Below are 16,363 nucleotides of genomic sequence, written 5' to 3' on the forward strand. Positions count from 1 at the left end.
GTAACAGGTTCAATACCTGTGACTGACACACCGCTATCGCAGGCAAGCCAGCTCCCACACAAGTCTGCTCTGCGCATCGAGCTCTGGGGTGTGATTGAAAATTGGCCTCCAGCGACACCATCGCCGAGCGTGTCGAGCTGAGGTATTTCTTGCCTGACAGGTTCAGCAGCGAAAACCGCAACGCAGGCCTAGCGCAGCACAATCATGCGGCCCAACAGGCTGTGCTGTTCAAAACCCAGCACCGCTTGCAAGGCGTTCAAGACCGCTACAGGGTCCTGGCTCGGAAAGCTGCCGCTGACGCGTTTGGCGGCCATGTCCTCGTTAAGCAGAAGAATTCGACCGGGGTAATAACGCCTCAGGTCCTCGACCACATCGGCCAGGGGTGCCTTGTAGTAGTTGAGCCAACCCTCGCGCCAGGCCAGGCGTGAGGCGCTGTCGACCCCATGCAAAGGGTCGGCAATACCGTCGGCGTAGGCCACTTGCTGGCCCGCTGTCAGCACCTGTTGCTGGCCCTGTTTGGAGGGCGTCACGCCCACACGGCCGGACAGCACAGTGACCTCGGCGCCGTCAGGTTGCAGGCGCACTTCAAACTGCGTGCCCATTACCCGCGTTTCACCGCCGCTCGCCTCCACCACGAAGGGTTGGCCGGTGTGGGTCACGCTGAAAAAACCTGCACCACGGCGCAATTGGATGTGCCGCTCGCCCTGGCTGAAATCCACAGCGATGGCGCTGTCGGCGTCGAGGGTGACCTTGGATTGATCGGCCAGGGTGAAGGTCTTCACCTCCCCCGGCGCCGTCACATAATCGGCGCCCCACTCATCGACCCAGCGTGACGGCTGCCAACCGATGCCCATCGACACCATCAGCAGCAGGCAGGCAGCGACGGCCAAGGCACCAGACCAACGCGCTACCCGGGAGCGTTTGGAGGCGTTGATCGTGTTGAGGTAGCCCTGCAACGCGAGCGCGTCCTCGTCGGCCAGCTGGCGCGCCGGTACTTCGCTTAATTCCCAGAGCACCTGGGCTTGGGAGTATGCCTCGACGTGTGCGGGATCTGCGCGTAACCAGCGGCTGAACGTGGCCTGGTCGCCGCTGCTGGGCTGGTCATGCAGCAGGCACAACCAATCGAGCGCGGCCTGTTCCTGGGCGGGCGTGGGCGTGACGTTCACGGGGCGTTCCCTGGCGTGCGTGGAGGCGATGGTTCGCGAAGGCTGGCCTTGCAGGCTTCGAGGGCGCGCATCATATGTTTTTCCACGGCGCTTTGGGACAAGTTCATGGCCTTGGCAATTTCGGCGTACTTGCGGCCGTGGATGCGGTTAAGCAGAAAAATCTGGCGGGTGCGTTCGGGCAAGCTGCGCAAAGCGGCTTCCACATGGCGCAGATCATTGCCCGCCTCCAGCGCTGCCTGGGGTTCGCAGCCTTGGTGGTCGGATTGTTCCGGCAGCCAGCCTTCGCTGCTGCGTGCTCGCGCACCTTCGCTGCGCAGATGGTCGATGGCGATGTTGCCGGCGCAGCGCAGCAGGTAGGTGCTCAGCTCTTCGACCTGCACCAGCGGGCGACGCCAGAAGCGCAGGAACAGGTCCTGCACCAGGTCGGCTGCCGTGGCGCGGCAACCCACACGGCGGCTGACCAACGCCTCCATTTGCGGGCGCTGGGACAAAAACACCTGCAGGAAATGCGCGCGTCCACCCGCTGCATCCGGGTGCGGAGTGTCCTTAGAAGATTGCGGTGGTTGGGTCCTCATGGCCATGGCCGGCTCAAGAGAGGGCGAACGCCGCAACAGGGCTGGCCAAAAGAGCGAGCCCCGCGAGGATCAAGGCCAGCCTTGGCCGATACGGCAACAGCAACACCAGTAGCAAGGCGCTGAGCATCAACACCGCGCACCACTCCACCAGGCCCTGACTCCAACCGGCGCCCAGCACCGACGGCCAAATCGACACGCCCAGCAGCAACCAACCGCCCACCCGCAACCCCAAGCGCCGAATGGGCGTGGGTTTGCTGTGCAGCAGTTCGCCGTGGTGACGGTCGGTGGACAAGCACAGTGCCATGAACCCGGCGTAGCACATCAATAGCGCCAGAAGCATCAGTTGGCCTGCTGCTTGAGTGTTAACCCGCGGGCACGCTCGGCCTTGGGTAGCGGCGCGCTGCGGTGGTGCATCGTCCAGGCTGCCCAGGCGAGGAACACGCCACTCGCCAGGCAGGTGAGGTCGAAGCCGGCCATGGCCCAGTCGCCACTTGGCACGGAGACGCCCAAGTGGTGCGAGGTGGTGATGGCGTTAAGCAATGGAATGGCAGCAAACAATAGCCCGCCGAGGCTCAGTTGCTCGACCCAGCCCTGGCGACCGGGCCGCAGCAAGGCGTGCAACAGGCTCAGGCCCCAGGCGATAAAGAACGCCTGCACTTCCCAGTCAGAACGCTCGGTGAAGCTCACCGGCAGCAGGCGGTTGGCCCAGAAAAACGCTGCAATGGCGATCATCAATCCGGGCATGCTGGCGATATTCAGCACCTCCACCAAACGCAGTTCAAAGGGCATCACCGAGGCCTTGGCGTGTTTGAGCTGGCGTTTGCCCAGCCAGATCACCAAGCCTGTGCCGATCATCGCCGTGCCCGCCAGGCCGCAGATAAAGTACAGCCAGCGCAGCACCGGGCCGGCGAAATGGCCCATGTGCAAACCGTAGAAACTCCCACCAACGACCGCTGGCAACGATGGCTCGGCACTGGCCCGCAACAGCTCGCCAGTGGTGCCGCTAAACGACAACGTACTGCCCGACGCATGCACTACGCTGTCGGAGCCGGCGCGGAACACATTGACCGAGGCGTTGACATCGCCGGGGTTGTTGACCGCCACACGCCCTACATGACCACCTGCCCACTGCTCCCGCGCCTGCTGGTACATCGGCATCAACGGCAGCAGTTTGCCCGGCTGGCCGAGGGCCGGCGCATTGTCAGTAGCGGGGAACAGCTCACTGAAAAACGCCCGGCTGTCGTCACCGTAGGACGCCACGATGGGCGCAGGCATGACCATGCTCATGAAAATCACCAGGCTGCTGTAGGTGATCATCAGGTGAAACGGCAGCACCAGCACCCCCACCGCGTTGTGCCCGTCCAGCCAGGAGCGCTGGCCTTTGCGCGGGCGGAAGGTGAAGAAGTCCTTGAAGACTTTCTTGTGGGTGATGATGCCGGTGATCAGCGCGACGAACATCACCATGGCGGCGATGGTCGACAGCCAGCGGCCCCACGGGTAAGGCATTTGCAGTTGGAAGTGGAAACGATAGAAGAACTCGCCGCCCTTGCTTTCCCGGGCCTGCACCGGTTGGCCGGTGACGGGGTCGAGGACTTTCTGGATGAAAGTACCGCGCTTGCCGGGCTCGACCTTGTCTTGCCACATCACCGACAAGCCGGGGTCGCGGCGGTTCGGCAAGGTAATGAACCAGCGTGCGGCGGTAGGCGCCTGCTGTTGCAGATAGTTTTGCGCGACGGCGAGGCTGCGCCCATCGTCCAGGGGATGGGCCTGCACTTCGGGCTGCATCCAGTGGGTTATTTCATCTTTGAAATAGGCCAGGGTGCCCGTCAGGAAAATCGCGAACAGCAGCCAGCCGAAGATCAAGCCGGCCCAGGTGTGCAGCCATGCCATGGCCTGGCGAAAGCCCTCTTTCATGTGCGAGCCATCCAGAAACCAATGCCGGCCAGGGTAGCCAACAGTGCGCTCGGCACCATCACCCCTGCCCAGGCGCGCCATGCCGTGCGGCAGGCAAAACACCAGAGCACCGCCAGCAGGTAGAACACAAAGGAACTCATCATGCCGGTGACCACCGCATCGGCACGGGAGGTGGGCAGCCAGAGCGCCAGGCAGATGGCGGCCAGGGAGGCCATCAGATAACCGCCAATCACCGCCGCCAGCACGCGCGAGGTGACGGCGAGGCGGTAGGAAACGGGCAATGAGGTTTTGCTTTTCATGCGGCAGGCGCCTGGTTCATCAGCGCGCAATATTAATGATAAATATTCTCATAAGCAAAAGAGAACGGATGAATCACCTGCCCTGGCCGATTGCCGAACCCTGTCATGCACCCTACAATGCGAACAATTCTTGTTCTCTAAAGCATGTCGAATGCTTGCGGAGTGATCGCGTTGCAGCCGTCCAACCCCGTCGAAGTGTTGTACAACGACCATCACCACTGGCTCACCGGCTGGTTGCGACGCAAGCTCGGCTGCCCGGAAAACGCCGCCGACCTGGCTCAGGACACCTTTATCCGCGTGCTCAGTGCGCGGGAAGCGCCAACGCTGATCGAGCCGCGCGCCTTCCTCACCACCGTGGCCAAGCGTGTGCTGTTCAACTTCTACCGCCGCCAGGACCTGGAGCGCGCCTACCTCGAGGCCTTGGCGCAGATGCCCGAACATGTGGCGCCGTCGGAAGAAGACCGCGCAATCATCCTGCAGACCCTGCTGGAACTGTACCAACTGCTCGACGGCTTGCCCAAGCAGGTCAAACGCGCCTTCCTGCTGGCCCAACTCGACGGCCTGACCTACGCGCAAATCGGCGCGCAACTGGGCATCTCCATCGCCACGGTCAAACGCCACCTGACCAAAGCGGCCATGCGCTGCTACTTCGCCCTATGAACGTCTCCAGCCAAGTCGCCGAACAAGCCGTGCACTGGTTGCTGGAAATGCAGCAAGGCGCGCTCAACCCACGCCAGCAGGCGGCCTGGCAGCAATGGTTGAATGCCCACAGCGAACACCAACGCGCCTGGGAGCAGATCCAGCGCGTCAACCAACGCCTGCGCGGCGTGCCCTCGCCCCTGGCCCACGCAGCGTTGAACGCGCCCACCTCCAGCAGCCGACGTCAGGCGCTTAAATTGCTGTTGATTCTGGGTGCCGGTTCGGCCGCCGCCTGGAGTCTGCGCCAGCAACATATCTTGCCGCCGCTGACGGCTGACTATCGCAGCCCGGTGGGCCAGCGCCGCACAGTACAACTGGCCGACGGCAGCCAGTTGCAGCTCAACACCGGCAGCGCGGTGGATGTGCATTTCGACGGCCAACAGCGCCTGGTGCGCCTGCTTGAAGGTGAAATCCTGCTCACCGCCCGTGCAGGCCAGGCGCCGTTGCACGTGCTGACCGGCCAGGGTCTGCTCAGCAGCCAGGCAGCGCGCTTGACTGTACGCCAGTTCAACGACCACACCCAACTGGCGGTACTGGCCGGCCAGGTCGAGGTGATGCCCAACCGCTACAACGGCCTGCCGCTGAGCGTCGACGCCGCGCACCAAGTCAATTTCACCCGCAAAGGCTGGGACACCCCGCGCCCCACCGACGCCAACAGCGGCGCCTGGGCCGACGGCATGCTGGTGGCCGCACACATGCGCCTGGAAGACTTCCTCAATGAATTGGGACGCTACCGTCGCGGCCAGCTCCATTGCGATCCACAAGTCGCCAACCTGCTGCTGTCCGGCAGTTACCCACTGGATGACAGCGAACGCATCCTCGACCTGCTGGAGATCAGCCTGCCGGTGAAAGTACGGCGCTTTACCCGTTATTGGGTGACCGTGCAGGCACGTGCGTGATGCATAGCGCTTTTTGTAGGAGCGAGCTTGCTCGCGAAAAACCTCAACCCACCGCGTTAAACCAGACAACCCGCGTGATCGTTGACGACCTTCGCGAGCAAGCTCGCTCCTACAGTGGGCGGTGAGCTCGAAATATTTTTTGCAGCTGTGAGCCGTTTTCCGCACCTGGCGTGACAGAGAAGGAAAGCCACCTTGATCCTTCCTTCTCAGGACCGCCCTTCATGCCCCAGCACCCGACGCTTCTCGCCCGTACACTGCGCCAACTCCTGCTCGGTGCCAGCCTCAGCCTGACCACACTGCCGGCGGTGATGGCAGCCGACGCCAAGGCGTACCATATCGCCCCGACCACCCTGGAAGCGGCCCTGAATCAATTCGGTCGTGACGCCGGCGTACTGGTGTCCTTCGGCTCCGCCGTGACGGCAGGGATGCAAAGCCCTGGGTTATCGGGCAGCTACAGCACTGCCGAGGGCCTGCAAAAACTACTGGAGGGCACCGGCCTGCAAGCCCGCGCCGAGGGGGATAACGCCTACAGCCTGCAACCGGCCGGCGCCCCCGCCACACTGGAGTTGCAGACCTCCAACGTGGTCGGCGACTGGCTCGGTGACGCGGCGCAAACCAACGTGTTCGAACACCCCGGCGCCCGAGATGTGATCCGCCGTGAAGAATTCGAACGCCAGGGCGCCACCCAGGCCCGCGATGTGCTCAACCGCATCCCTGGCGTCAACGCCCCGGACAACAACGGCACCGGTAGCCACGACATGGCGCTGAACTTCGGCATTCGCGGGCTCAACCCGCGCCTGGCGTCGCGCTCCACCGTGCTGATGGATGGCATCCCGGTGCCCTTCGCGCCTTACGGCCAGCCGCAACTCTCCTTCGCACCGATCAGCATGGGCAATATGGACGCGGTAGATGTGGTACGCGGCGGCGGTGCGGTGCGCTATGGCCCGCAAAACGTCGGTGGCATCGTCAACTTCGTCACCCGTGCCATCCCGGATGCGCCGACGGTCAAGGGTGGTTTGCAGACCGAGACCAGCCCCTCCTCCAGCCACGACGGCTTCAAGACCACCGGCAACTTGCTGGCTGGCGGCACCGCCGACAATGGGTTGGGTGGCGCGCTGCTGTACTCCGGCACCCGCGGCGGCGACTGGCGCGAAAACAGCAACACGCGCATCGACGACCTGATCCTCAAGGGCAAATACCAGTTGGACGACGCCAATAGCTTCAACGCCATGGCGCAGTACTACGAAGGCCAGGCCGACATGCCGGGCGGTTTGAACGTCAAGGACTACAAGGCTGATCCGTACCAGTCCACCCGCCCGTATGACAAGTTCTGGGGCCGCCGCACGATGTTCAACGTCGGCTACCGCTACGAACAGGACCGCCGCGAATTCACGGTCAACAGTTTCTTCACCAAGACCCTGCGCAGCGGTTACCTCGACCAGGGCAGTTTCTTGTCGCTGTCGCCACGGGAATATTGGGTACGTGGCCTGGAAACGCGCTTCGCCCAGGGCTTCGACCTCGGCCCCACCAGCCACGAAGTGGGTGTTGGCTACCGCTACATCAATGAAGCCGGCCACGAACTGCGCTACCGCACGCCGATTGCCGTCAACCAGCAAATCCCCACCACCAACAGCCGCAACGACCGCGACACGCGCGGCGGCACCGAAGCCAATGCGTTCTTCATCGACGACCGCATCGACATCGGCAAGTGGACCATCACCCCAGGCATTCGCTACGAGATGATCGAGTCCCAGCAGACCAACAACCTGAGCAACGTCAAATACAAGGGCGACTACAACACCGCACTGCCAGCGCTGAACGTGCTCTATCACCTCACCGATGACTGGAACCTCTACGCCAACACCGAAGGCTCGTTCGGCAGCGTGCAGTACAGCCAGATGCCCAACCGTGTGAACAGTGGCGAAGTGAAACCGGAAAAAGCCCGCACCTGGGAACTCGGCACGCGTTATGACAACGGCAACCTGCGCGCGGAAATCGGTGCGTTCCTGATCAACTTCGACAACCAGTACGACAGCAACCAGACCAACGACACCGTGATCGCCCGCGGTGAAACGCGTCACCAAGGCATCGAGTCGAGCATCAACTATGCGCTCGACGGCCTGAGCCCGGCGCTGGCAGGGTTTGATGTGTACGCCAGCTACGCCTATGTGGATGCGACCATCCGCGAAGACGGCCCCAACAAAGGCAACCGTGTGCCCTTCTCCTCCAAGCACAAAGGCACCCTCGGCGTGGGTTACACCGAAGGCCCATGGAAGCTGAATGTGGACAGCAGCTACCAGAGCAGCCAGTTCGCCGACAACGCCAACACCCAGGCCGAAAGCGCCGACGGTGCCAATGGGCGCATCCCCGGCTACATGCTGTTCAGCAGCCGCGCAGCCTACGATTTCGGCCCGCAGTTGTCGGATTTGAATGTGGCGGTGGGGGTGAAGAACATCTTCAACAAGCAGTACTACACCCGCTCGTTCGATGACAACAACAAGGGCAAGTACGTGGGTGAGCCGCGTACGGTGTATGTGCAAACCTCTATCGCGTTCTGACTGTATTTTGTAGGAGCGAGCTTGCTCGCGAAAAACTCACAGGCGCCGCGTTCATTCAGCAAACACGCGTTATCGTTGACGTTTTTCGCGAGCAAGCTCGCTCCTACAGATGGTTTTCAGTATGTTCAGGATCTAACTGCCCGCCAGGCAACTCGGGGTGGCCGCCACCAACGCGTCAATGGCACACCGCGTCTTGGCCGGCATATGCGCCGCCGTCGGCCAGATCACATGGATCGGCGCAGGTTGCTCACGGTAGCTGGGCAGCACGGCCTGCAACTGCCCGCGCAGCGCATAGTGGGCAATCAACCAACTCGGCAACCAGGCCAGGCCTACGCCCGCGATGGCGGCATCGGCTACCGCCTGGAGGTCGTCCACGATCAAGGGCGAAGCCAGGCGCGAGCGCTGCGCGGTGTTGCTGCGGTAGGCAATGCCACGATGAGCGGCCAGGTCTTCGATACTGCCAATAGCACCCTTGCGCTGCAAATACGCAGGCGACGCTGCCAGCCCCATGGCCTGCTGGCCCAGGCGCCGTGCACTCAGGCGGTCGGTGTCCGGCAACGGGCCGATGCGCACGGCCATATCGAAGCCCTCCTGCACCAAGTCGATCATGCGGTCGGAAAAACAAAGGTCGATTTCCAGTTCCGGATAACGATCCAGCAAGGCCCACAACGCTGGCGCGGCATAGTGATGCCCAAACGCCAGGGGCACGCTCACTCTCAAACGCCCCCGAGGTTGCTGGCGGCCGCTTTCCAGCACGGACTCGGCGGTCTCCAGCTCTGCCAATGCGCGCAGGCAATGCTCGTAGTACGCCTGCCCGTCCTCGGTCAACCGCTGGCGCCGGGTGGAGCGCTGTAACAGGCAAGTGCCCAGGCGTGCTTCCAGGCGCGCCAGGCCCTTGCCCACCGCAGAACGCGTGAGGTTCAGGCGTTCGGCGGCTTCGGTGAGGTTGCCGCTTTCAACAATCTGCAGAAAGAGTTCGACACCATCAAAACGTGGAGTAGCCATGCTTAATTGTCGCCCTGTATTCCCTTGTTTGTGGAAAAGTTATCACCAATAAGGAACCTTATTCCCGAGAGAACAGCCCCTCCCGCTTTCGAAAGGAATGTCGTATGCCCCGCGCCGCCGCACTCTCGGCCCTCACTCCCCCGCGCACCGCCAGGAACGGCCTGGCCCTCACCGCCGTCTGCCTGGTGGCCCTGATGTTCGGCCTGGAAATCTCCAGCGTGCCGGTCATCCTGCCGACGCTGGAACAGGAACTGGGCACGGGCTTTCAAGACGCCCAATGGATCATGAATGCCTACACCCTGGCCTGCACCAGCGTGCTGATGGCGGCGGGGACCTTGGCGGATCGCTTCGGTCGTCGGCGTGTGCTGGTGGTGTGTCTGTGGGTATTCGCCCTGGCCTCGCTGGCCTGTGGCTTGGCCAACGATGCGCCGACACTGATCGCGGCGCGTTTCGTCCAGGGCATTGGCGCCGGGGCCATGATGATTTGCCAATTTGCGATCTTGTCCCATCAGTTCCGCGAACCGGCGGCGCGTGCGCGGGCCTTTGCGATATGGGGCGTGATCGCTGGCGTGGGCCTGGGTTTCGGACCGATGGTGGGAGCCATGATCCTGGCCGTGGCGGACTGGCGCTGGGTGTTCCTGGTGCATGTACCGCTGACCCTGTTCACCTTGGCGTTGTTGCATATCAGCGTGCAGGAGTCCCGCGACCCGGCCAACCATCGCCTCGACATCGCCGGCATGCTGACCATGACACTCACGGTGTTTGCGCTGGTTTATTTCATCACCCAGGGCAGCGAAATCGGCTTTTGCGCCCCGGCGATGCTCGGCTGGGCCGGCCTGGCGGTCTTGGGGCTGCTGCTGTTTATCTTGATTGAGCGGCGCAGCGCCCATCCGATGTTCGACTTCTCGGTGTTCCGCATCCAACGTTTCAATGGCGCGTTGATGGGCTCGATCGGCATGAACTTCAGCTTCTGGCCGTTCATGATTTACCTGCCGTTGTACTTCCAGGCGGGCCTGGGTTACGACACGCTGACCACAGGCGCCGCCTTGCTCGCCTACACCTTGCCGACTTTGCTGGTACCGCCGCTGGCCGAACGCCTGGCCCTACGCTTTGGCGCCGAACGCATCATTCCCCTGGGCCTGGGGGTAATGGGCGCAGGGTTCATGGGAATGGCCGCCGTTAATTACGCCGAACAACCCAGCACGGCGCTGGTGCTGCTCAGTTGCGTGATCGCCGGTATCGGACTGGCGTTGACCAATTCGCCGACCACCAACACCACCACCGGCGCCGTCTCGAATGACCGCGCAGGCATGGCCTCAGGCATCGACTTCAGCGCACGGCTGATCACCCTGGCGCTCAATATCGCGCTGATGGGCCTTGTGTTGTTGTTAGGGATCAGCCACAACCTGGCCCATGTGCTGCCTGACAGCACGGCAATGGAATGGGCAAGCCTCAGCCAGCATATTGCCGCCGGCAAGTTGGATGCACCGGGGCTGACCGTTCAAGATGCGCGAACAGCGCTGCGCAGCGGCGCCGGCTGGGCCATGCTGTTTGCGGGGTTGGGCGCCTGCGGGCTGGCGCTGCTGAGCCGGCATTTCTTCCGGCGCGAGCGCTGAACGAAAAACGGGCCTGCATGTGCAGGCCCGTTTTCATTGGGGGAATGGAAAAAAATCAGCCGTTAATGGCAGCGTTTTCGTTTTCCAGGAATTCCTCTTCCAAAGCGTCTTCGTTCACTTTGTTGATTGGCTGGTTTTTACCGGCAGCGCGCGGCTTGCCTTGCAGTTTGCCAAACAGATGTTCCAGAGCGTGGTCGAGCTTGACTGCGGCGCCATCGATCGCTTGCTCCAGCGTATCGGCTTTATGGCACACGGAAACTGGTTGATGGCCCTTTGGCCGTGCTTCCAGGCGGCAACTCAAATCGTGAGGGCCGGGCTTGTCGCCGTTCTCGTCTCGCAGGTAGACCTCTACACGGGTCAGGTCTTCTTCGTAGCGTTCGAGCGTGCTCTCAATGGTAGTACGTACCCACTCCTCCAGTCGGATGCTGCTTTCAATATGGTTATCGCTATTGACTTGGATTTGCATAGTTCTTCCCTTATTTCAGCTAGCTCGCCAGAGGTCACAAACTGCAACACCGGGGTGGTGAAACCATGACCTCTTGATTACACAATTGAGCACCTGCTGAAACATTTCAACCCCTTTGCAAAGATAAATCCTACATTACAAATTAACCCTGACGACGAGCAAAAACGCTGATAGGGTGGGGAGTTAGTTACAACTTCTTACGTTCTGTTTTCCTCACAATTGCCCCTCTCCCAACGGGTGCAAGCTGCGAAAAACCCCCGCTTCCTCCACCAGCCAGTCATGCACCGCACGCACGCCCGGATGGTTCAACGCGCCCGGCGCATACAGCAGCACGTAGCGTTTATGGTTGGGCACGGCCAGGCCGAACGGCACGATCAAAGTGCCGCGCTCCAGCTCATCGTTCAGCAAGGTGCGCCGCGCAATCGCCACGCCCATGCCAGCGATGGCAGCTTCGATAGTCAGGTGATTGCGGTTGAAGGTGTGCCCGCGCCGTACGTCGGCACCGTGGTAGCCGATGGCATTGAGGTAAAACTCCCATTCGGCATATTCATAACTCCCACGCCAGGCCGTGATGTCGTGCAGCAGCGGGAAATGGGCCAGGTCCGCCGGGCCATGCAAGGGTGGGCGGCCACGCAACAGGCTGGGGGCGCACACCGGGAATATCTGTTCATCCAACAGGGCTGTGGATAACAAGCCAGGGTAACTGCCGTCGTTGAGGTCGATGGCTAGGTCGAAGTCGCCTTCATGCAGGGCGATGCTGCTGTCTTCGGCGACCATGCGCAGTTGAATGTCCGGAAAACGCTGCTGAAAACGTGGCAGACGCGGGGTCAGCCACTTGCCCAGAAATGAGGGGATAGAACGCAGGCGCAAGGTGCCGCTGATCATCCCGGCGTCCAGGCGCTGCAGTTCGGCATCAATGCTGCCATAAGCCTCCCCCACCACGGCCGCCAGGCGCTGCCCCTCGGCGCTGAGTTCAACGCCTCGCGCACGCCGATGAAACAGTCGAAAGCCCAGGCGCTCTTCTAACTGGCGAATTTGTTGGCTCACCGCTCCCGGCGTGATGTGCAGTTCCTCGGCGCAGCGGGTGAACGATAGATGCCGCGCAGCGCAGGAAAACACATGCAGCCAGACATAGGTCTGGCCATGGAGGGGGCGAGTCATAGCGTTTAGTCCTGCTAAAGGGTGTCTTAGGATAATTCGTTGGTCAGTACTGATCCAGAGGCTCAGTATCGCGCCAATTCCGCCTGCTCTACAAAACATGGCAGCGATTTCTACTCCATTGCTTGTAAGGCTTTAGCATGGCTATCAGTGTTTTCGATCTATTCAAGGTGGGCATCGGCCCTTCCAGTTCCCACACCGTCGGCCCGATGCGCGCTGCCGCGACATTCGCCCAAGCCCTGACCGACCTGCATTTGCTCAGCCAAACCCGTCGCGTCGAAGTGCGCCTGTATGGCTCGCTGTCCGCTACCGGTGTCGGCCATGCCACCGACCGCGCCTGTGTCATGGGCTTGATGGGTGAATGGCCAGATCGCGTCGACCCCACATCGATCAATGCGCGTATCCAGCAACTGCGCGAGTCCGGCCAATTGCTGCTGGCGGGCTCTCAGGCAATTGCTTTCAACTGGCACACCGACTTGCTGCTGCTGGACGAAAGCCTGCCGTACCACCCCAACGCCATGTCCTTGCACGCCTATGGCGACAGCGGCCTGCTGAGCGAACAAACCTATTACTCGGTGGGCGGTGGTTTCATCATCGAAGCCGCCGAAGCTGCATCAGGCATTGCGCCGACCAGCGACGTGCAATTGCCCTACGACTTTTCCAGCGCCGTAGAACTGCTGGCCTTGTGCAACAAGCACGGCCTGCGGGTATCCGAGTTGATGATGGCCAACGAACGGGCGTGGCGCAGCGACGAAGAGATCCGCAGCGGCCTGCTGCATATCTGGTCGGTGATGCGCGAGTGCGTGGAACAGGGCCTGCGCGATGAAGGCATCCTGCCCGGTGGCCTGGATGTGCCCCGTCGCGCCGCGAAGTTGCATCGCAACCTGTTGGAAATCGGTAAGCCCAACGTGATCACCTCGACCTTGTCGGCGATGGAATGGGTCAACCTGTTCGCCCTCGCCGTCAACGAAGAAAACGCCGCTGGCGGGCGCATGGTCACCGCCCCGACCAATGGCGCGGCCGGAATTATCCCGGCAGTGCTGCATTACTACATGAAATTCAACGCCGACGCGTCTGACGACGACGTGGTCAATTTCTTCCTGGCCGCCGCTGCCGTCGGCATCCTCTGCAAGAAAAACGCCTCCATCTCAGGCGCCGAAGTCGGCTGCCAGGGCGAAGTGGGCTCGGCCTGTGCCATGGCCGCCGCAGGCCTGGCCGATATCCTCGGCGCCACCCCGGAGCAACTGGAAAACGCCGCCGAAATCGGCCTGGAACACAACCTCGGCCTGACCTGCGACCCGGTCGGTGGCCTGGTGCAGGTGCCGTGCATCGAGCGCAATGCCATTGCAGCGGTCAAGGCGATCAACGCCACGCAGATGGCCCTGCGCGGCGACGGCAAACACTTCATCTCCCTCGACCGGGTCATCCGCACCATGCGCGATACCGGCGCCGATATGCATGACAAATACAAAGAAACTTCACGGGGCGGCCTGGCGGTCAGCTGGGTGGAGTGCTGATCGGAGCACTGCTACCCGCCCCAACGTGAGCCCGCGCAAAAATAATAACGAGGCAATACCGATGACTGATGTACGTACACCTGCTGCCGAAAATCCCGATGTCAGAGAAAACACAGTAACCACCGGTTGGACCAAACACGACACCACCTGGATGCTCGGCCTCTACGGCACTGCCATCGGCGCGGGCACCCTGTTCCTGCCGATCAATGCCGGCGTCGGCGGTTTCTGGCCGCTGATCGTGCTGGCGCTGCTGGCCTTTCCGATGACCTTCTTCGCCCACCGTGGGCTGACGCGCTTTGTGCTGTCGGGCAAATCCGGCGACATCACCGAAGTGGTCGAGGAACACTTTGGTGTCGGCGCCGGTAAGCTGATCACCCTGCTGTATTTCTTTGCGATCTTCCCGATCCTGCTGGTGTACAGCGTGGCGCTGACCAACACCCTGGGCAGTTTCATGGAGCACCAATTGCACATGGCGCCGCCGCCACGGGCGATTCTGTCGCTGGTGCTGATCCTCGGCCTGATGGCCATCGTGCGGTGTGGACAGCGCGTAATCGTCAAGGCCATGAGCGTGCTGGTGTACCCCTTCGTTGCCGCCTTGCTGCTGCTGGCATTCAGCCTGATTCCCAACTGGAACGGCGCGTTCTTCGCCTCGGCCAGCGAAGGCATGCCGCTGCCGCTGTTCTTCAAAACGCTGTGGTTGGCGATCCCGGTGATGGTGTTCTCGTTCAACCATTCGCCGATCATCTCCGCCTTTGCCGTGGACCAGAAGCGCGTCTACGGCGCCCAGGCCGAGCGCAAAAGCAGCGGCATCCTGGCCACCGCCCACGGCATGATGGTGCTGACCGTGATGTTCTTCTGCTTCAGCTGCGTGCTGGCGCTGTCACCGGCTGACCTGGCCGCTGCCAAGGCGCAGAACATTTCGATCCTGTCGTACCTGGCCAACCACTTCCAGACGCCGGTGATTGCCTACGCCGCACCGTTGATCGCGCTGGTGGCGATTACCAAGTCCTTCCTGGGTCACTACATTGGTGCCAGCGAAGGCTTCCAGGGGCTGATCGTCAAATCCCTGCGTGGGCGCAACCGTTCGATGTCGTCCAAATGGCTGGAACGCTGCACCGCGTTGTTCATGGTGCTGACCTGCTGGGCCGTGGCTACCTTCAACCCGAGCATCCTGGGCATGATCGAAACCATGGGCGGGCCGATCATCGCGTGCCTGCTGTTCCTGATGCCGATGTACGCCATCCGCCGAGTGCCATCTTTGCGCCAGTATTCAGGCCAGGCATCCAATGTATTTGTGGTGGTGATCGGGCTGATTGCGCTGTCTGCGATCGTTTTTTCCGTGATGCCCTGAATTAGCTCACTGATCTCCAAAAACAGCACAAAAAATGTGGGAGCGGGCTTGCTCGCGATTGCGGTCCTTCAGCCAAGTACTTGTTGGCTGATACACCGCAATCGCGGGCAAGCCCGCTCCCACATTTGAATATCTATGTCGGGTAAATCGCTGTACGGCACGCCCTTTGCTGTAGAACTTTTGAGGAAAACGGAATTTGGCCAGTGGTCAGGCAATGCGAACTAATCCCGACACCGGCCGTCAATGACTGCATGTTCTTATCAGGCGGTAACGCACCATGGACAATCCTTTTCAGATCATCACCGACACGTTCAGCCCCCAATACCGCGTCAACCTGAGCATCCAAAGGCTGGACGGCAGCATCATGCTCACCCTGTCTGACGAGACTGGCGTGGTGGCCAAGCGCATGATCAGCGCCGAACAACGCAACGACCCGCAGCGCCTCAGGCGCCTGGTGCAAAGCATCCAGTTCGGCATCGCCATCGAACAGGGCCACAGCGCCGTGGAAATTCTGGAGCTGATGACGGACGGCGACAGCCACAAACTCCTGCAGCGACCGCCCGCCCGTACCCTGCCCTTCAGCGTCGGGCTTTAAAGCTCGCCCTTCTCGGTCTCCAGGCTCGCCTCGCCCTTGCGACGCGGGCTTTCGACCTTCACCGAAGGGAAGGCCGACGATGCGTAGCGCACCACCAGGATCGCAAACGCCAACAGCAAAATGCCGCCGCACAGGTAGATGATGCCCACGTCCGGCGGGTTGTGGTGCGACACGTTGGAGATCAGCAAACGCGTGAGCGCAGTGATCGCCACGTAGATCAGGAAGCGCACCGGCATGTGGTTGGTCTTGAAGTAAATCCCGACCATGGCACCCAATTCCAGGTAGATGAACAGCAGCAAGATGTCATCGATCTTGATATGGCCGTTCTCCAGCATCCCCAGAAATTCCATCACCGCCGCCCAGGCGGTCACCGCACCAATGGCGAACAGCGCCAGGTAATGGAACGACTCGACAAACAGATTACCCAGCGACTCGGCCAGCCCGTGTACTTGCTGACGCAGCCTTTCGGCCCAATTGATTTTCACGATGATGCTTCCTTAGGTCGGCTCGACCGGATAATGCGGGGTGGACGTGACGGTTGTTCT

At 61.6% G+C, this 16,363-nt stretch carries 16 protein-coding genes; 7 read left to right on the forward strand and 9 right to left on the reverse strand.

The annotated features are described in order from the left end of the window. Positions 1-188 precede the first annotated feature (188 nt). Genes HBO10_RS04155 through HBO10_RS04175 form a run of 5 tightly spaced genes read right to left on the reverse strand, consistent with a single transcriptional unit; the run spans position 189 to position 3,954 of the window. The gene (locus HBO10_RS04155) at positions 189-1,166 is read right to left on the reverse strand and encodes a FecR family protein (protein ID WP_034128664.1); all 978 of its coding nucleotides are present in this window, start codon (positions 1,164-1,166) and stop codon (positions 189-191) included. Beyond that, positions 1,163-1,741: an RNA polymerase sigma factor gene (locus HBO10_RS04160; protein WP_034128714.1), complete on the reverse strand. Its 579-nt coding sequence runs from the start codon at positions 1,739-1,741 to the stop codon at positions 1,163-1,165. Before HBO10_RS04160 ends, HBO10_RS04155 begins: the two co-directional genes overlap by 4 nt. A gap of 13 nt (positions 1,742-1,754) precedes the next feature. Then, positions 1,755-2,081, reverse strand: coding sequence for a DUF3325 domain-containing protein (locus HBO10_RS04165; RefSeq protein ID WP_034128665.1), 327 nt, complete (start codon positions 2,079-2,081; stop codon positions 1,755-1,757). Further along, positions 2,081-3,655 (reverse strand): PepSY-associated TM helix domain-containing protein, encoded by a 1,575-nt coding sequence (locus tag HBO10_RS04170; protein WP_034128666.1) that lies wholly within the window; start codon positions 3,653-3,655, stop codon positions 2,081-2,083. Before HBO10_RS04170 ends, HBO10_RS04165 begins: the two co-directional genes overlap by 1 nt. Next, a complete protein-coding gene (locus HBO10_RS04175) occupies positions 3,652-3,954 on the reverse strand; it encodes a DUF3649 domain-containing protein (RefSeq protein WP_014717062.1) in 303 nt (100 codons plus the stop codon). The genes HBO10_RS04170 and HBO10_RS04175 overlap by 4 nt, the downstream gene beginning before the upstream one ends. A 171-nt stretch (positions 3,955-4,125) precedes the next feature. On the opposite strand from HBO10_RS04175, the gene HBO10_RS04180 reads away from it, so the two are divergent. The 3 genes from HBO10_RS04180 to fecA all read left to right on the forward strand — a co-directional run bounded on the left by HBO10_RS04180 (position 4,126) and on the right by fecA (position 8,110). Continuing rightward, the gene (locus tag HBO10_RS04180; RefSeq protein ID WP_034128715.1) at positions 4,126-4,614 is read left to right on the forward strand and encodes a sigma-70 family RNA polymerase sigma factor; all 489 of its coding nucleotides are present in this window, start codon (positions 4,126-4,128) and stop codon (positions 4,612-4,614) included. After that, entirely contained in the window at positions 4,611-5,552 is a 942-nt protein-coding gene (locus HBO10_RS04185) for a FecR domain-containing protein (RefSeq protein WP_034128667.1), read from the forward strand. The genes HBO10_RS04180 and HBO10_RS04185 overlap by 4 nt, the downstream gene beginning before the upstream one ends. 221 nt (positions 5,553-5,773) lie before the next feature. Beyond that, positions 5,774-8,110 carry a TonB-dependent Fe(3+) dicitrate receptor FecA gene (gene fecA / locus HBO10_RS04190; RefSeq protein ID WP_034128668.1) on the forward strand — a complete coding sequence of 779 codons (2,337 nt, stop codon included), beginning with the start codon at positions 5,774-5,776 and terminating at the stop codon, positions 8,108-8,110. 132 nt (positions 8,111-8,242) lie between these two features. Here the strand turns inward: fecA and HBO10_RS04195 are convergent, their stop codons facing one another. After that, positions 8,243-9,115, reverse strand: a complete 873-nt coding sequence (locus tag HBO10_RS04195; RefSeq protein WP_034128669.1) for a LysR family transcriptional regulator — start codon at positions 9,113-9,115, stop codon at positions 8,243-8,245. Positions 9,116-9,219: 104 nt separating this feature from the next. Here HBO10_RS04195 and HBO10_RS04200 point away from each other — a divergent pair, with 104 nt between their 5' ends. After that, entirely contained in the window at positions 9,220-10,731 is a 1,512-nt protein-coding gene (locus tag HBO10_RS04200; RefSeq protein ID WP_034128670.1) for an MFS transporter, read from the forward strand. Positions 10,732-10,786: 55 nt separating this feature from the next. Here the strand turns inward: HBO10_RS04200 and HBO10_RS04205 are convergent, their stop codons facing one another. Beyond that, positions 10,787-11,197, reverse strand: coding sequence for an HPF/RaiA family ribosome-associated protein (locus tag HBO10_RS04205; protein WP_003188815.1), 411 nt, complete (start codon positions 11,195-11,197; stop codon positions 10,787-10,789). Between the two features lie 213 nt (positions 11,198-11,410). After that, the gene (locus HBO10_RS04210) at positions 11,411-12,358 is read right to left on the reverse strand and encodes a LysR substrate-binding domain-containing protein (protein WP_034128671.1); all 948 of its coding nucleotides are present in this window, start codon (positions 12,356-12,358) and stop codon (positions 11,411-11,413) included. 137 nt (positions 12,359-12,495) lie between these two features. On the opposite strand from HBO10_RS04210, the gene HBO10_RS04215 reads away from it, so the two are divergent. The 3 genes from HBO10_RS04215 to HBO10_RS04225 all read left to right on the forward strand — a co-directional run bounded on the left by HBO10_RS04215 (position 12,496) and on the right by HBO10_RS04225 (position 15,818). Next, a complete protein-coding gene (locus HBO10_RS04215) occupies positions 12,496-13,872 on the forward strand; it encodes an L-serine ammonia-lyase (RefSeq protein ID WP_034128672.1) in 1,377 nt (458 codons plus the stop codon). Between the two features lie 61 nt (positions 13,873-13,933). Next, entirely contained in the window at positions 13,934-15,223 is a 1,290-nt protein-coding gene (locus HBO10_RS04220) for an HAAAP family serine/threonine permease (RefSeq protein ID WP_034128673.1), read from the forward strand. A gap of 277 nt (positions 15,224-15,500) precedes the next feature. Then, positions 15,501-15,818 (forward strand): DUF3509 domain-containing protein, encoded by a 318-nt coding sequence (locus HBO10_RS04225; RefSeq protein ID WP_034128674.1) that lies wholly within the window; start codon positions 15,501-15,503, stop codon positions 15,816-15,818. On the opposite strand, the gene HBO10_RS04230 is transcribed toward HBO10_RS04225, so the two are convergent. After that, complete coding sequence (locus HBO10_RS04230) at positions 15,815-16,303, reverse strand: phosphate-starvation-inducible PsiE family protein (protein WP_003188808.1); 489 nt, start codon at positions 16,301-16,303, stop codon at positions 15,815-15,817. The two genes, HBO10_RS04225 and HBO10_RS04230, sit on opposite strands and share 4 nt — an antisense overlap. Positions 16,304-16,363 lie beyond the last annotated feature (60 nt).

This window comes from Pseudomonas sp. WS 5503 (assembly GCF_012985385.1).
In the GTDB taxonomy this organism is placed as follows: Bacteria; Pseudomonadota; Gammaproteobacteria; order Pseudomonadales; family Pseudomonadaceae; genus Aquipseudomonas; species Aquipseudomonas paracarnis.

What these genes read in the sequence shown, in the direction of transcription:
- HBO10_RS04160 (WP_034128714.1), bottom strand. Translation starts at nt 1,741, where the DNA reads ATGAGGACCCAACCACCGCAATCTTCTAAGGACACTCCGCACCCGGAT.
- HBO10_RS04165 (WP_034128665.1), bottom strand. Translation starts at nt 2,081, where the DNA reads ATGCTTCTGGCGCTATTGATGTGCTACGCCGGGTTCATGGCACTGTGC.
- HBO10_RS04170 (WP_034128666.1), bottom strand. Translation starts at nt 3,655, where the DNA reads ATGAAAGAGGGCTTTCGCCAGGCCATGGCATGGCTGCACACCTGGGCC.
- HBO10_RS04175 (WP_014717062.1), bottom strand. Translation starts at nt 3,954, where the DNA reads ATGAAAAGCAAAACCTCATTGCCCGTTTCCTACCGCCTCGCCGTCACC.
- HBO10_RS04185 (WP_034128667.1), top strand. Translation starts at nt 4,611, where the DNA reads ATGAACGTCTCCAGCCAAGTCGCCGAACAAGCCGTGCACTGGTTGCTG.
- fecA (WP_034128668.1), top strand. Translation starts at nt 5,774, where the DNA reads ATGCCCCAGCACCCGACGCTTCTCGCCCGTACACTGCGCCAACTCCTG.
- HBO10_RS04195 (WP_034128669.1), bottom strand. Translation starts at nt 9,115, where the DNA reads ATGGCTACTCCACGTTTTGATGGTGTCGAACTCTTTCTGCAGATTGTT.
- HBO10_RS04200 (WP_034128670.1), top strand. Translation starts at nt 9,220, where the DNA reads ATGCCCCGCGCCGCCGCACTCTCGGCCCTCACTCCCCCGCGCACCGCC.
- HBO10_RS04205 (WP_003188815.1), bottom strand. Translation starts at nt 11,197, where the DNA reads ATGCAAATCCAAGTCAATAGCGATAACCATATTGAAAGCAGCATCCGA.
- HBO10_RS04210 (WP_034128671.1), bottom strand. Translation starts at nt 12,358, where the DNA reads ATGACTCGCCCCCTCCATGGCCAGACCTATGTCTGGCTGCATGTGTTT.
- HBO10_RS04215 (WP_034128672.1), top strand. Translation starts at nt 12,496, where the DNA reads ATGGCTATCAGTGTTTTCGATCTATTCAAGGTGGGCATCGGCCCTTCC.
- HBO10_RS04220 (WP_034128673.1), top strand. Translation starts at nt 13,934, where the DNA reads ATGACTGATGTACGTACACCTGCTGCCGAAAATCCCGATGTCAGAGAA.
- HBO10_RS04225 (WP_034128674.1), top strand. Translation starts at nt 15,501, where the DNA reads ATGGACAATCCTTTTCAGATCATCACCGACACGTTCAGCCCCCAATAC.